This is a genomic window from Treponema sp. Marseille-Q4130, from assembly GCF_014334325.1.
Classification (GTDB): domain Bacteria; phylum Spirochaetota; class Spirochaetia; order Treponematales; family Treponemataceae; genus Treponema_D.
The window spans coordinates 140,195-156,222 of sequence record NZ_JACSET010000001.1 but is presented as its reverse complement, the minus strand read 5'-3'; the positions used below and the strand labels follow the sequence as shown (position 1 = coordinate 156,222).

The 16,028-nt window shown below is 52.5% G+C and carries 7 protein-coding genes; all 7 read right to left on the bottom strand.

From position 1 onward, the window contains the following. Positions 1–37: 37 nt before the first annotated feature. Entirely contained in the window at positions 38–961 is a 924-nt protein-coding gene (pyrB, locus tag H9I36_RS00635) for an aspartate carbamoyltransferase (protein ID WP_187383459.1), read from the bottom strand. Positions 962–1,062: 101 nt separating this feature from the next. Next, positions 1,063–2,280: an enoyl-ACP reductase FabV gene (gene fabV / locus H9I36_RS00630; protein ID WP_187383458.1), complete on the bottom strand. Its 1,218-nt coding sequence runs from the start codon at positions 2,278–2,280 to the stop codon at positions 1,063–1,065. A 50-nt stretch (positions 2,281–2,330) separates the two neighbouring features. Then, positions 2,331–3,599 carry a beta-ketoacyl-ACP synthase II gene (gene fabF / locus H9I36_RS00625; RefSeq protein WP_187383457.1) on the bottom strand — a complete coding sequence of 423 codons (1,269 nt, stop codon included), beginning with the start codon at positions 3,597–3,599 and terminating at the stop codon, positions 2,331–2,333. 72 nt (positions 3,600–3,671) lie between these two features. Continuing rightward, positions 3,672–9,884: a right-handed parallel beta-helix repeat-containing protein gene (locus tag H9I36_RS00620; protein WP_187383456.1), complete on the bottom strand. Its 6,213-nt coding sequence runs from the start codon at positions 9,882–9,884 to the stop codon at positions 3,672–3,674. A gap of 25 nt (positions 9,885–9,909) precedes the next feature. Further along, positions 9,910–11,085, bottom strand: a complete 1,176-nt coding sequence (locus H9I36_RS00615) for a hypothetical protein (RefSeq protein WP_187383455.1) — start codon at positions 11,083–11,085, stop codon at positions 9,910–9,912. Next, on the bottom strand, positions 11,075–14,017 hold the full coding sequence (locus H9I36_RS00610) for a FecR family protein (RefSeq protein ID WP_187383454.1): 2,943 nt from the start codon (positions 14,015–14,017) through the stop codon (positions 11,075–11,077). Before H9I36_RS00610 ends, H9I36_RS00615 begins: the two co-directional genes overlap by 11 nt. Beyond that, positions 13,983–15,887 (bottom strand): adenylate/guanylate cyclase domain-containing protein, encoded by a 1,905-nt coding sequence (locus H9I36_RS00605; RefSeq protein WP_187383453.1) that lies wholly within the window; start codon positions 15,885–15,887, stop codon positions 13,983–13,985. The genes H9I36_RS00610 and H9I36_RS00605 overlap by 35 nt, the downstream gene beginning before the upstream one ends. Positions 15,888–16,028 lie beyond the last annotated feature (141 nt).

Genomic DNA, 16,028 nt, shown 5'->3' with positions numbered 1-16,028 from the left:
GGCCGCTTAAAAAACCGACCGAATTTTTAAAACCGTCCTACAGACAGCCCGTCAATTTTGCAATGAGCGCCATGCGCGCATACATGCCGTACTTCACCTGCCTAAAATACGCAGAGCGCGGATCGTCGTCGACTTCCGGCGCTATTTCGTTTACGCGCGGCAGCGGATGAAGCACGATCATATCCGGTCTCGCAAGCTTCATCTTCGCTTTGTCCAGGATGTAGCTGTCCTTTAAGCGGATGTAATCCTGCTCGTTGAAAAAGCGTTCTTTTTGCACGCGCGTCATATAGAGGATATCGATTTTATCGATAACGTCTTCGAGACGGTACGCGCTTTCATATTCGGCGCCCGAGGCATCGAGCACGCTTTCCTGAATGTATTCGGGAATCGCCAGTTCGCTCGGACTGATAAAGACGAATTTATTATTTTTATAGCGGCACATAGCCTGCACGAGACTGTGTACGGTGCGCCCGAATTTCAAATCCCCGCAAAAACCTACGGTAAGATTTTCAAAACCGCCGCGAAGCTCTCGTATCGTCACCAAATCGGTGAGCGTCTGCGTCGGGTGGAAGTGGCCTCCGTCGCCCGCATTTATGATCGGACACGACGAAAAACGGGATGCGAGGAGCGCCGCACCTTCTTTCGGACTGCGCATCGCGATGACGTCTACATAGGATGAAACGACCCGAATCGTATCGGAAAGAGATTCCCCTTTTGCCGCGGAGCTTGACTGCGCATCCGAAAAACCCTCGACCGCGCCTCCGAGACGGAGCATCGCCGCTTCAAAGGAAAGACGCGTGCGCGTGCTCGGTTCAAAAAAAAGCGCCGCGAGGATTTTCCCGCGGCACACATCTTGAAACGCTGCGGGATCGACGATCATCTGTTCGGAAAGAGAGCAGATTTCATCGATCTCTTCGACGGAAAGATCATCCGGCTCAATAAGGTGGCGTCCTTCCAACATACGAACCTCCCGCGGCTTAGGCTCCGCCCCGACTCTTGCGCTCGGCACAAAAGACGGAGCAAAATTATTAATTAATAATTTTTATCGGCATCAAGCGCCGTTCAATCGATCGTATCCATGCGAGCGACGTCCTTATCGTAATCGACGCCCGCGATATCGAACCCGTTTGCAGCGAGAAAGTCGTGCTTGTAACCTTCGAGGTCGCAGAGCTCGCGAAGATTTTCCTGCGTTACCGACTTCATATTTTCGAGACATTTTTTCTGCACGTCGTCCGCAAGTTCGAGATCGTCGATTCTGATGCGGTGCTCGCTGTCGGTCGGAACCGTACCGTCGACCGTATAAAGCCGTTCGGCAAAGAGACGCTCCATCTGTTCGATGCATCCTTCGTGTGTTCCCTTTTCTTTCATCACTTTAAATAAAATCGACAGGTACAGCGATATGATCGGGATGACGGCGCTCGAACGCGTGACGAGTCCCTTGTTGACGGAAATGTACGCGCCTCCACCGACCGACGATTTCAGATCTTTGTCCAAGTCAAGCGCCGCTTTTTCCAAATCGAGCTTTGCAGTACCGATCGTGCCGTCGCGGTAAATCGCATGGCTGAGTTCCGGTCCGATATACGAATACGCGATCGTACGGCAGCCTTGCGCAAGGACTCCCGCATCGGACAACTGTTTGATCCAGCGTCTCCAGTCGTCTCCGCCCATCACTTTGATCGTACTTGCGATCTCTTTTTCCGTCGCCGGCTCCGCGCTCGACTCTTTCAGCGTTTCGGTCATAATGTCGATACACTTTCCGCTGTAGGGTTTTCCGCGCGGCTTGATTACCGATTTGTAGAGCACTTTCGTATCGGGATCGGTACGCACGGGACTTGCAAGACTGTAAATTATTAAATCGAATTTAGCTCCGAGCTTTTTCACTTCGTCGATGACGAGCGCTCTCGTTTCGTCGGCAAAGGCGTCTGCATTCAGCGTGACGGATGCAAGTCCTTCTTTTTTCGCCGCGCGGTCGAAAGCCGCATTATTGTACCAGCCGGGTGTGCCGCCCTTCGTTTCAGTTCCCGCTTTTTCGAACGAAACGCCGATCGTGTCGGCTCCGTATTCGAATGCGGCCACGATGCGGCTTGCGAGTCCGTATCCCGTCGAACAGCCGAGCACGAGCACGGTTTTCGGTCCCGCCCCGCCTTCTTTTGCACCCTTGATGCCGCGCTTTTCTTTTTGCGTCTTGATATACGCAATTTCGTTTTCCGTTTCTTTTGCACAGCCAACAGGATGCGCGTTGATACAGATGCTGCTTCGAACCATCGGTTTAATAATCATAACTACCTCTCATAAAAACTTTTGCAGGAAGTATCAACTTCCGCCTCTCTTTATTCGTACCGCTTAACGATGACGCACCCGTTATGTCCGCCGAAACCGAGCGATACGCTCGCCGCCGCGTCGATGCTCATTTTTCTGCCTTTGTTCGGAACGTAATCCAAATCGCAGCCGTGCTCGACATCGGGGTCGTCGAGGTTCATCGTCGGAGGTGCAAAACCGTCTCCGATCGCTTTGATGCAAAAGAGCGCTTCGATAATACCTGCCGCTCCGATCATGTGACCGGTCATACTCTTCGTCGAAGATACCGCCAATGTATACGCGTGATCGCCGAAAGCGCGCTTTATCATTTTCGTTTCCGTTTCGTCGTTCGCCTGAGTGGACGTGCCGTGCGCGTTGTAATACTGAACCGAAGAAGGCTGCATACCCGCGTCGGCAAAAGCGCGCTCGATGCAAAGCGCCCCCCCCGAACCGTCGGGAGTAGGCGCGGTTATATGATAAGCGTCGCTCGACGATCCGTAACCTGCGATTTCCGCGTAGATGCGTGCACCGCGCTTTTTCGCGTGTTCGAGTTCTTCGAGCACGAGGGCGGCGCTTCCTTCGGCCATGACAAAGCCGTCTCTCGCTTTGTCGAAGGGGCGGCTCGCTTTTTCCGGACAATCGTTGAACGAAGATGCGAGCGCCTGCAACACTTGAAAGCAGCCGATGCTAAATCCCGTAATGCACGCTTCCGTGCCGCTTCCGATGCATACATCCACCCTGCCGCTTCGAATCAAATCGGAGGCAAGACCGATCGCATCGGTACCTGAAGCGCATGCCGTCGAAATCGTCCATACAGGACCGTGCACGCCGAGAAGCATACTGACGTTTGCGGCAGCTTCGTTTTGCAGCATCATCGGAGCGGTGAGCGGAGGCAGACGGCTCACGCCGAAGCGGGGATCGCAATATTTTTTAAAACCGTCTTCGATCGCATCGTAGCCGCCGATACCGACGCCGTTTACGATACCCGATGCATCCGCCCCGAAAGACGATTCGTCGTAGCCCGCATCGCGAACGGCCTGCAGAGAAGCGGCCGTAAGAAAGCGCGTAAATCGCGCCATTTTTCGCACGACTTTGTGATCCAAACCGTACGCGTCGAGTGAAAAATCTTTTACTTCGGCCGCGATCTTTACGGGATAATCGGAAGCATCGAAAAGAGTAATTTTTCCGATGCCGCTTTTGCCGGCTTTAATGCCCGCCCATGTCGATGCGACATCGTTTCCGAGCGGAGTGACGGCACCCAAACCCGTAATGACAACACGCCGCCGTGATTGAATATCCATTGATTCAGTGTACAAGGTATGACGTTTTTATTCAATGGGAACCTCTAAAAATTGCAGTTTTTAGAGGTAACTTTACTGCGTTTGCAAGTTGCCGCTACTGTCTACTTTCCAGTTCTGCACATTGCCGCCGCCTGAGTCTTGCGGCGTTACCGTAAACTTGCCGTATTCCGAGCCTACTGCGCTGCCCGTAAGCACTTGCGTAGTCGTCTGATAATTTGCATCCGGTACCGTAATACGCGCCGCCGTGCCGCCTGCAGGGGTGAGCGAACTGTTAACGGTGATCTTTGCACTATCGGAGCCGCTTGCGTCCAAATACACGTCGTTGTTTGTATCTGCTTTTGCACCGCCTGACATATTAAATGCACCCGAAGACAAGGGGCTGATATACACGCCCTTTCCATAGCGTGTTGCAGTGTTGCCGGTAATCGTACCGCCGGCAAAGTCAACTTGTGCATTATTGGTACAGACAATACCGCCGCCATCGCCGTTCGGCGCTTTGTTATTTTCTATCCGTGCCGAACCCTCTACGGTCAGTTTATGAGATGCATATATTCCGCCGCCTGCAGGGCTATTCGATACATTCGCTGTATTGCGTTTTATTATGCTTGAGCCTTTGATGATGATTTCTCCTTCATTGCCGTTCATCTTCATGCCGTATATGCCGCCGCCTGAGCCGTCTGCCGTATTGCCTACGATGCTGCTTTCACCTTCCATAGTGAAGGTACCGTGCATGACGGCAACGCCGCCGCCGAAGCCGTCGTTTCCGGTTCCGGTCGCTTTGTTTGCGTACGCTTCCTCACCGCCGATAGTACCGCCTTTCATGATAAAGGATGCCTTACTCATAACGGCAACGCCGCCGCCTGCCCCGGCTTCGTTTTTGCGGATCATGCCGCCTTTCATCGTAAACGTTGCGTTATCGTCGGTATAACCGGTGTCGTCGGCACTTCCGTGCCCGCCCACGCACACGCCGCCGCCGACTTTTCCGAAGTACGGCACAGTTCCTTCGACAGCTTTGTTTTCGGTTATATAACCTTTTTCCATTGTGAACGAAGCGCCATCTACCACGCATACGCCGCCGCCTATCGTCGTAATATTTGTGCCACCGGATTTTTTAACTTCATTGCCGTAGATCCTGGTTTCGCTGCTGTCTTTCATAACAAACGTGCTGCCGCTGCCCGCAACGCACACGCCGCCGCCCATCGCTTTTGAACCTGCAACGGATGAGGCAATCGCCTGATTTTCATATATGCTTCCGTTATTCATATTGAACGTTGCGCCGTTTGCAACGCACACGCCGCCGCCCATCACTTCAAGATGCGTTGACGGTGATCGTGCTATATTACCGTGTATTTGGCAACTATCCATTGTTAACACTGCGCCGGAACCGGTTACATACACGCCGCCGCCTTTTATTGCCGTGTTGCCGCCATAAATGACGGCGCCTGTCATCTCGACGGTACCCTCTATGTATAGTGCCCCGCCGAAGCCTTGATCGCCCGATCCTGTTGCCTTGCCGCCTTTGAGTCCCACTCTTTCAAGGGTGAGCTTTGCGCCGCTTTCCACCTTAAAGATGCGATGTGCGTCCGAGCCGAGAGCGCTTGCGTTTGCGTCGAGTATGCCTCCTAATGTGTTCTTTATCGTTAGGTTTTTGTCGATGACGATTTCACCGAAGTTACCGGGATCCTTTGTCGCTGTGATTGTGAACTTTATGACGATGGTGTCGCCCGGCTGAGCGGCGGCGACAGTATCTTTAAGCGCCTTCCATGCAAGCGGCTTTGTGCCCCCCCCCTCTACAAGACGCACTATCTTGCCGTCCTTATCTGTTTCCCAATGATATGTATTACCGCTGTCTTCTTGCGGCGTTATGGTGAACCTGGTGTAGTTTTGATCCGACACTGTGCCCTCTGTTATCGCTCCGTCAAGCACTTGCGTATCTGAAGTGTAATTTTGCGGCGTAATGCGTGCGGCTTTTCCGCCGCCTTGCGGGTAAAGAGCGCCTGAAAGGGTTATCTTTTTTCCCGTAGCCAAATACACGTCGTTTTCGCGCGGTTTATCCGTATTTTCGCCGGTAGACGGAGTAACGGTTGCACGTTCGCTCATCGCAAAGGTGCCGCCGCCTACATACACGCCGCCGCCTAAGGCCGACTGGTCGGATGCGCTATTGCCCTTTATCAGTACATCACCCGATAAGGTCAGGCTTCCTTCCGAATATATGCCGCCGCCCAAATGGTCTGCCGTATTGTTCACTATTTTGCTTGTGCCTTTTATTTGGGCAATGCCTGCTGCATAGATACCGCCACCTTTCATTGCCGTATTACCCTGAACCGTGCAGCCGGTAGAGCCGGCATCGTCAAGCTTCAATGTGCAGAGCTCTCCGATATAAAGGCCGCCGCCTTCTTGATCCGAGCCGAAGATCGCCTTGTTTGCGTCGTTCGTACCTGTGCCGCCGATAGTGCAGCCTTTAAGCGTTACGGCAGCTCTCGTACTGCCGTCCTTTTCCGCATACACGGCGCCGCCTTTGTCTGCCTTGTTGCCCGTAAGGGTGCAGAGCGTCATTTCGACGGTTCCGCCTTTTACGTACACGGCACCTCCGTTGTCCGTATTTCCGCTTTCGGATCCCTGACCGTTTTTGAGCGTCAGGTTTTCAAGCGTGAGCGTTTTGCCGCTTGCGACTTTAAAGATGCGGTGCGCGTCCGAGCCGAGATTGTTTGCGTTTGCGTCGAGTATGTCTGATGTCGCTCCGGTTTTGCCCTTTATCGTCAAGCTTTTGTTGATGACGATTTCGCCCCTGTTGGCATTGGAACCCGTGCCTTCGTTTTTCGCCTGTACGGCCCCTGTTATGGTGATAACGTCGCCGTCTTGTGCGTCGGCAACGGCATCGAGCAGCTTTTTCCATGCAAGCGGCTTTGTGCCGTCTATGATTACCGGCACTTTTATCAAATATCCGTCACTCTTTATTTCCCACTCCTCGGTGCCGTTCGGCGTTACGGTGAACTTGGTATAGTTTTGATTCGGCGCCGTGCCCGCTGTTATAGCTCCGTCGAGCACTTTCACGGACACTGCGTAGGATTCAGGCGTAATGCACGCAACGGGAGCCGCCCCCGTCAGCGCGCCTTCAATGTGTATCTTCGCGCCGTTCTTTAAATAGACGGTTTGATTTTGAGAATTCGGGTTAACGGTTGCGCTTCCGCTCATCTTAAGTGTTGCAGTATCTGCATACACACCGCCGCCGTCTTCGCTCGCCTTATTGTAGGAAACTTTCCCGCCGGTCATCGTACAAACTACGCCGCTTCCGGTAAGATAGATGCCGCCGCCTTTTTTCGCTTTGTTGCCTTTTGTTTTATCGGGGGCAGTACCGTCATAGAATTGCTGTCCGCCGATAGTTGACCCCTCAAGCGTCAGAGAACCGCCGTCAATATACACTCCGCCGCCATCATCTTGCGCTTCGTTTTCACTTGCTCGGCAGTAAAGTATCGTAGCGGTACCGCTGTTCGTTATATAAATACCGCCGCCTTTCTTTGCCTTATTCTGCTCGACAATACAATTGTTTTCCATATGAAGCGAACCGCTTTTTATGAGAAATGCGCCGCCGTTGTTTGTCACTTCGTTGCCTTTTATGACACTTGCGCCTTTTATTGTAAGGGTTCCACCATCGTTATAAATTGCCCCACCGTCTGTCGCTTTGCACTCTTGGATAGTAGTCAGAATATCCAGATTGACCGTTGTTCCTGTACCTGCATAAATACCGCCGCCTTTTTGGTCTTTGCCGTTTTTCAGCGTCAGTTTTTCAAGGGTGAGCGTTTTGCCGTTTTCCACTTTGAAGATGCGGTGCGCATTCGTGCCGAGCGTACTTGCGTTTGCATCGAGTATGTCTGTGCCTGCTCCGGTTTTGCCCTTTATCTTCAGGTTTTTGTTGATGACGATTTCGCCGAAGTTACCGGCTTCGTTTGTCGCCTGTATGAGACCGTCTATGACGATGGTACTGCCTTCGGGGAATTCCCTCACGGCATCCAACAGCTTTTTCCATGCAAGGCTATCCGAGCCGTTTATGGTGCTTGAGATTTTCTGCAGCTTTCCGTCGCTCTTTATTTTCCATATAGAGTCCGAATCTGTCGGCTGCGTTACGGTGAACTTGGTGTAGGCAGGCGGTGTGCCCCCTCCTAAATTACCGCCGCCAAGCACTTGTACGGTTTCGGAGTAAGTTTCGGGCGTAATGCGGGCAACAATAGGATTGGTTGGAGTGGTGCCCAGCAAAGGACCGTCCAGAATGATTTGGGTGCCGTTTGCAAGATACACATCGTTTTTGCCTCTCGTGTTTACATCGCTTCCCGTTGACGGAGTAATGACGGTTTTATCTGTCAGCCCAAGAGCGCCTCCGGCTTCGACACAAACCGCCCCGCCTTTACCGTCGGCAGCATAGCCTCCTTCAAGCTTTATGTCCTGAAGCTCAAGCCGCGAGCCGGTATCGCTTATTTTAAAGATGCGCCTGTTGCCGCCTGCGTTGACGGTGCGGACGGTACCGCTTGACGAACTCGACAGAATCAGTTTTTTGCCGCCGATTACGGCTGTTTCGGTATCGGCGGTCAGGTCGGTACCGATGTTAATGTCTATAAAGAAAGTGCTATAATCATGCTGACCGGGTCCCGTACCCTGTTCGGGTGCATTTTGTACGGTATTTTTAAGTTCGCCGTAAGCGGTAACGGCATTTATCAGCTTAATATGCACGGTAGTGTGAGGGCCTTCCACCCCGCCCCTTACTGCCCATACTTCGAGTTCGTTTGGGCCTGCGGCTATAGCTATTTCTCCGCCAGTTGTCATTTCGCTTCCGCTGTTCAGTTTATACTTTACCGTTGCACCTGCGTTCACGGTAATCGAAAGCTTTGCCGTACCGCCTTTGTTGTAAATACCAAGCGCAGTTGCGGTACTGTGATAGTACCCTGCATCGCTTATGATGTCTTCGCTAACATAGCCTTTAGCCGCTGCGGAAATACTGTGCAAATCATTGGCACCGGCAAAATCCTGTTTTATTTTAAGAACGGGAACTTCCTGCCGTAACAGTTTTACAAAGAATGTTTGTTCATCGCTGTCGTCATAGCCGGTTAATTGCGCCTTCAGTATAATTTTGTAGAACGCTTCGGTTTCGCCCGTGTCGAGCGCCGGTAAGTGTATCGAAACGGGCGTTATGCCGCTTACGGTAAATGCCTGATTCCAGTCGGCACCGTTGTACTTTTCGACTGTTCCCGTTATGAGGGCACCGCCGAGCGCTTTTGCGCTAATCGTTTTTCCGCTTATGCCCGGAAAGTTTTTCGGATTAGTTTCCGCTGTTCCCGTTATCGGGCTTAAGCCGTCAAGCAATTCCGCAACGGCAAGTTTGGTTTTTTGAGTGCTTGTCTGTATGACCGCTGAACTTAAACCCTGCGCGTCTTTTACGCTGACGGCGTATTCTTTTGCCGCGCCCCCTACTTTGACATCGGTTTTTAAACGGAGAATCCAACTGCCGCTTGGGAGCTCAGGATCGGACGGGTCAAGCTTTTGTACGTCGCCTGCCTCTAAAAGGTTTTCGCCCCTCTCAAAATCCCTTTTGGCTGAGTTAAAGCTCAACGGAATCTCAGACGGAACACCGCCTGCCGTAACGTTCAGCGCCGTAATGTCTTTGTGTACGCTGCTGTCGGTTATCGGGGAGTCCATGTCTTTTACGCGGAATAAAAGCACATAGTAATAGTTGCCGTCCGGATCCGCCGTTCGCGTTTTTGCGATTCCCGCAGCTTCCAAAACCGGAGCGGTATTCACCCTTATGTTTATGCTGAAACCTTTGCCGAATACTCTGCCGTCGGTTGAGATGAAGCTGATGTCAGCTCCGATATTGCCGTTGCCCCATTCGTGCCGCTTCAAAAAAGCGCTTTTGTACGTGAGCGTCAGCACATCGTCTGCCGTTTGCTGCAGTGTGTAGTCGGTGCCGTACATAGGCTGCGGCGAAAGATGCGAGAACCGTATAACCTTTTCATCCGAAGACGATGCGGGCATAACGAGCCTAAATTTTTTGGGATTAAGCAGTTTGATCGTAACCGGCACGTCGACCGAGGACGGTATGCACAGAGTCCCGTCCTCACTCTTTTGGTATGACACATCGACGACGGAATCCGTCGCAGCAACTCCGGACGTCCAATATGAAAAATTCTCTTCTATGTCCGCAAAAAGCTCTTTACAAGAGGTCACGCAAAAAAGCAGCGTGATGCCGGTCGCACACAGGGCGGCGCGTATAAGGTTTTTTCCGAATCGCTTCATACCGGACTCCCTCATTAAAAAGTCCTTAGAACATCCAGCCGACGGAAAACTGCGGTTGAAACATATACTTCGGCAAACCGTCACGAAACACGAAAAAGTGATCGACGTTAAACTCAAGATACATCTTTTTATACACGAAAACCTGCAGCGCCGTTCCCGCGTCCGCATCCAACCCCCAGTACCAATACGCGGGGCTCTCTACGCCGCTGAACGAAAATTTGCTCTGCATTAAAAATGCTGCCCCCACTCCGGCGTGTATGTCGAGATTCAAGCGGTGCTTGATGATCGGATATACGTATGCCGCGTTAAGGTGGGTCAGCATGAGAGCGCCGTCGAGCGTATAATCGTCCAGCTGTTTCCGCAGCATTGCCGCACTGTAATTCAGGTTAAACCCGAAGTGACCGTAGGTTCTTTTAAACGGCAACACGGTAAGGCGAAAGACGCCGCCCAAAGGAGCGACGGTGCGGTCATAATACGTTTTGAATACGCTCTCTCCCGTAAAGCCCGTAAACGCGTAGCCGAGCGAAACGTAAGTATCCACCGGCTTTTGGAAGCGGAACGTTACGTCTTCGCTTTTGGCGGTAAGACCGCTTTTATCGCGTGCAACAAAGACGTAAGTACCCGGCTGGAATCTGTTCGTATTCAATTCGAATCGCGCACGTTTGCCGTCCTTCGACACTTCGGAAGGCTCAAGCTTTATCGTTCCTCCGCCCGCCTTTTCAAAAACGAAAACGGTATCGTCGAAAAAATTGCCGCCCGTAACGGTAAATTTTCCGTCGAAAAATTCGTCGAGATAGATGAGGCGCGGCGTCACGGATTCGACATCCGGCTGATAGGCGATCAATATGTCGAAGTTCCGATACGCGCTCGACGCTTCCTTTTGTTCAAGCAGGTTGATGACGGTTACTTTATAGCGGTAGTTTCCCGGAGGCAGCGACACATCGATAAAATTATCCTGCACGATTTTTTTATCGATCTCGTGCCAGGCGCCCGACGCATCCCTTTCCTCGAGCAGGAATTCAAAGCCGAATATGTCGTTGATCGCTTCCCATGAAAGACGCTGATAGAGCACCGCGCCGTCCTCGCCTTCTTGGATAAAATAGTGCTTGTCCGGATCGGGGCGACCACCTCTGTTTTGCGCGGCAAGGGGCAAAAGCGAAAGCAGGCACAAAAGCACCGCAGTACTTCGTTTATTTGCCATAGAGTACCCCCGGTGCATCCGTTTCCACCGATGCCGCTTTCGGCAAATCGATGACGAAGCGGCGGCTCGAAACGATGCCGCTTTGGAACAGCATGCCGTCTTTCAGCCGCCGTTCAGGCTCAACTTCCGCATAAAAAATTCCGCGCGACAATCTCTCAAGATCGCCGAATTCGAACGCACAGTCGCCGTCCGCACGAGAGGATGTCTCGGCGCTCAGCTCGCGCTCGAAAATCTTTTGCTTTTTTTCGTTGTAGAGCCGAATCACGTAATGCGTCGCTTCTCCGTTCTTTTTCCAGCGGAACACGATGCTCCGGTTCGCTTTGAAAAAGCTTACACCGAACGTTTCGCCGTCTGAAGGAAATACCAATGCAACTCTTTCAAGCGGCGGTATGGGCAAAACGGTAAAGCTGCTGTCTTTCATGGACGATATGTCAAATCCGTCTGCGGTAGATGCGATGACCCTCCACCGATAGTTTCCCGCAGTGAGGGATGGAAGCTTTACGGAAAAAGAAGGATCGGAAACGGAAAGCACGCTCCCCCGCTGTCCCGCCTTTTCGAGCACGAGTCGGCTCTTTACAGGCTTTTCGACGGAAGACCACTGCAGTCGGACGGGGTTCAGCGCCGCATCCACACCGCCGATCCTCGCATTGTTCGCGGGCGACACGAGTTCTACCGGACGCAAATGCTTGAGCATAAAGGCTTTATCGGCCGCGTAACTGTAGCGCCTGCTCGACGTCAGCGTCGAAGACGCAAAGCCCTGTACGCTCATTATGTAATCGCCGTCCTGTATCGACTGCAGCGCTATCTCTACGCCCGTATCGGTGATGTACAGATTTTCATACAGCGGCTCCGAATCCAAACCGGGCTTGGTGATCTTCACTTGATAATAATCGGCGCCCGGAACGGCAGTCCACGCAAAAGTATTCTTTTTTTGCGGGTGAATGACGACGACCTCCCCGATGCCGACGAGTTTGGGCGAAGGAAGCGCAGGCGCTACGGTCAATCGTTTCGGCGGCGTTTCAAGCGCTTCGAATTCGCTTTTAACCGACACGCGCCAAAAATAATCGCCCTGCGGCAAAACCGTGCCGTCGATGCCGGAACCCAGCGCTTTTACGTCGAGTACGGGATTTGAAAAATCGGGGGACGCGGACACTTGAAAGCGCTGCTCCCCTTCCAAATTCGTCTTCCACGTAAAGCGCGTGTCGAGGCACAGCGTATCGGCCAACACGTAATTGTCAGGAGGAAAGAGCGAGCGCAAAACGACTTCGCTGTCGCGGCTTCGAAATGCCGAAGGTGCGCTCGCCGTCAAGTGCTCGCCGTTTTTATCGAGCCCTTCCACCGTCCAATAATAGATCCCGTTCGGAAGCGCCTTCGCCGCGTTTTTCAATTCATAATAATTGATATCGCTTGTCCGCTCGACGACCGTATCGCTCATCGATTCGCTTTTTGCGACGACGAGCCGATATTTTGACGCTTCGTTTACGCGCTTCCACGAAAAGGCGACACTTTTTCCTTCGGCCGTATCGGCGATCGCACCCGGTGCGATCAGTTTGATAGGAGGCAACTCTTTTTGCTTTTCGATCGAAAATGCGGACACAACAGAAGGCTTCGGACGGATGCTTTCATCGATGATATAATTCGGCGTCACCCGCCAATACCACACCCCTTCGCGCAGATTCGGCAGCGTTACCGTCTCCCCGCTCACTTGTTTGACCACTGCGGGGTTTCGCATATCGGGATTGTCGGCGGTTTCGAGCATGTACGACGAAGAGACGTCGTTGCCCTTCCACAAAAAGCGCACCGTAGGCATCGTCTCTTTGTACACGAAGCGGCGATCGGGCACAGGCTCTAGCGGAACGGGAGGAGGAGCGTCCACAACGGTAAACTTTCCCGAATCCGCAGATTCGTCGCGCGCTCCCCGCTCGGCCGCATAGATCCGCCAATACACTGTTCCCGCTTCTTCATCGAGCGTCACTTCCTGCAATCCCTTGACCGAAAGCCTGCTCGCTTTTGCAAAATCGCGGCTCCGCGACGTTTCCAAAACGAGTTCGGTATCGTCGGAAAAAGAACTGCTCCACGCAAACGATACCGGAAGCAGGCGTTTATATTGATTGATAAGCCTTGCTCCGGACGCGGGGCGTATCATGGACACTGCGGCATTGTTTCCCGTCTGTACGACAGCTCCCTCGGAAAGTACGGTCGGTTCTGCGGCGATCGCGGCAACGTTCCGCCCCGCACGTACATCGGTACTTCCGCCCTCCAGCGTCGTCATAGCGGCCGCTCCCTTTTCGACGGTCAAACGAAGCGCTCCGCCCGGAGCGGCATTTTCTCCCTGAGCGGTACTTTTGCGCGCAGTGTCTCCTGCAATCCCTGCCGCAGCTGCGCTTGCATCCGGCGAAGATAAAACGCTTCCCGCCTCTTTTTCCGCGCTTTCGAATTTCTGCACGTGCAGCACGGAATCCTTTTCGACAGCGACGGAGACATTGTCCGCTTTGACCGCAACTTTCGAACCGACGGTCTGTACGGAAACGTTGCCTTCAGCGATCTGCACGTCCGTTTCGTCTTTTTGCGTCGGTTTGAAAATCTGGATCATCGTGTTCGCGCCGACGTTTATGACGTTTTGATCTGGAAAATAAATCGTCGCTTCGGAGGCGGGCGCGGTTCGAATGATGTCGCCGTTATACACGGGAGAATACTGCACCGGCCTGTCCCACACCGAGCGGTCGAGGAATTTGCGCTGCACGCTTTTGTATTTGTACGAAATGGACGCAACCGGCACTTTGTCGGTACGCTCGATCGTCTTATTTAAATTATTAAAAAATAAAAACGCGGTATAGCCGATAACGGACAAGGAAAAGAGCACAACGAAGATGTCCTGCAATACGGCCGATACGGACTCACGACTGTATTTTGTATTTCTTTTCGTCTTCATTGAGATTTACCTTTGCAAAATCGGGAGTCGGAATTCCGAGCACCTGCCTGATCTGCGCAAGAGACTTCGGACCTTTCGCGCCTGCGCCGGGGATGCCGTCTTCGGCGGGCATATTGACGACGGCGAACATGCGAAGCGGCTTTTCTTTGCCTTTGACGGTAACCGACGGCATCTCTTCGACGAGCACGCTGTCGCGTACAAGCGCGTACGTGTATTCGGTGATGAGGATGTCCGTTCCCATCGGTTTATTGAGCGCTTCCGTGCGGGAAGCGAGGTTGACTGCGTCTCCGATGACCGTGTATTCCATGCGCTGCGTCGAACCGATTTGACCTGCAACGACGGGACCGGAATTGATACCGCAGCCGATACGGATGACCGGCTTTTTGTCGCCGCCCCGTCCACGGTTAAAGATTATGAGCGCAGCCCTCATGCGAAGCGCCGCACGGATACAGTTGAGCGCGTCTTCTTTCGGACTTCCGGTGGATGTCGGAGCGCCCCACACGCACATGATCGCGTCTCCGATAAATTTATCGACGACGCCGTGCGTCATGTTGACGCATTCGACCATCGATGTCATATATTCGTTCAAGAATTCGACGACTTCCGCCGGCGTAAGTTTTTCGGAGATGGCGGTAAACGAACGGATGTCGGAAAAGAAAATCGTGGTTTCTTTCGTTTCCCCTCCGAGTGCAAGCTCACCGCGCATGGCAAGTTCGGCGATTTCTTTATTGATAAAGCATCCGAACGAATCTTTGAGCCGCTCGCGTTCCGCAAGCCCCTTGCCCATCTTTACGAAGCTCGACGTCAAAAGCCCGAGTTCGTCCCGCGTCTTCGGTTTCAAATCGAGTTCGAACTCTCCCTGCTCGATCCTCTCTGCGGCGCGTGCGAGCGTTTTTACCGGACGGCTGATCGACTTGGAAAAAAACCAAATGAACATGACCGAGAGAAACAGAACGATGATGCTCAAATAGATGTTGCGCTTTGTCGTTTCCGCGACCGGCTGCAAAAGCACGGCGGCATCAGCGGTCGTCAAAACGGCAAGCTCTCCGAAAGAAAGACGGCGGTACGATCCGAAATATTTTTTGCCTTCGTTGTCTGTAACGAGAAGCTGGCGGTTCGTATCGCCGTTTTCGAGCATCTGCATAAAAAGCGGAAAGTTACCGACATTCGCGCCGTTCTTTACCAAATTGAAATCGGGATGGATCAGGATATCGCCCTCTCCGTTTACCAAATACGTCGTCTGCAGTGTGCCCGCGCCGAAGCTGTCGGAAAGTTTTTCTGCGGAAAAGAAAACAGCCAAACCCTGCTGCAAACCTTTTTCCGTGTACGGCCAGCACAGCACGAGCATGGGGATATCGAATACGGGAGATGCGTTTATAACGCAGGTGATGCCGCGCTCAGCCTGCACCATCGCATCGCGAGACTGCTCCAAAAACGTATCGACAAGCGAAGGATCCAATTCGTTCGATAGAAAAAACGGCGTGCTTAAAAGCTTTCGCTCCAGACCGCCTGCGCGTCTCGAATCGGTGACCAAAACGGCGGCAACCGACGGATTGCGCTCGAAATAAAAATCCGACGCTTCCTTCGCAAAGGAACTTGTGCTCGCCGTTCGGTTTAAAATATCCAACAGCAAAAACGCATTCGCGCGCAGCGACGACAGATCCTTTTCCGCCAAACTCGCAGCTTGTGCGTTTACGGTACGGTTATTTTCTTCCGCACTGATCCTGACATCCTGCCCGCCGAACCATGTAACCAGGAGGGTAATGACACCGAGCGATAAAATCGTCAGCACCGAAATGATGACGACGAGCTTCGCTCCGATTGAAAATTTGACGTATTGTCGACTATCGTCTTTCTCCGCTTCTTTCATAATAAGAATGATACAGTAAATTTCCGGAAAGCGCAATTATTAAATACGAATTTGTTAAATTATTAAATTTTACGTGACGGCACGCTTGAAGATGCAGGGCGCGCGTACATCAAGAAAAACTGTCCGAAAACTGAAGTTTTT

Bases quoted from the DNA above. Each gene is read 5' to 3' on its own strand.
- H9I36_RS00610 (WP_187383454.1), bottom strand. From the start codon at position 14,017: ATGAAGACGAAAAGAAATACAAAATACAGTCGTGAGTCCGTATCGGCC.
- H9I36_RS00620 (WP_187383456.1), bottom strand. From the start codon at position 9,884: ATGAAGCGATTCGGAAAAAACCTTATACGCGCCGCCCTGTGTGCGACC.
- fabV (WP_187383458.1), bottom strand. From the start codon at position 2,280: ATGATTATTAAACCGATGGTTCGAAGCAGCATCTGTATCAACGCGCAT.
- H9I36_RS00605 (WP_187383453.1), bottom strand. From the start codon at position 15,887: ATGAAAGAAGCGGAGAAAGACGATAGTCGACAATACGTCAAATTTTCA.
- H9I36_RS00615 (WP_187383455.1), bottom strand. From the start codon at position 11,085: ATGGCAAATAAACGAAGTACTGCGGTGCTTTTGTGCCTGCTTTCGCTT.
- fabF (WP_187383457.1), bottom strand. From the start codon at position 3,599: ATGGATATTCAATCACGGCGGCGTGTTGTCATTACGGGTTTGGGTGCC.
- pyrB (WP_187383459.1), bottom strand. From the start codon at position 961: ATGTTGGAAGGACGCCACCTTATTGAGCCGGATGATCTTTCCGTCGAA.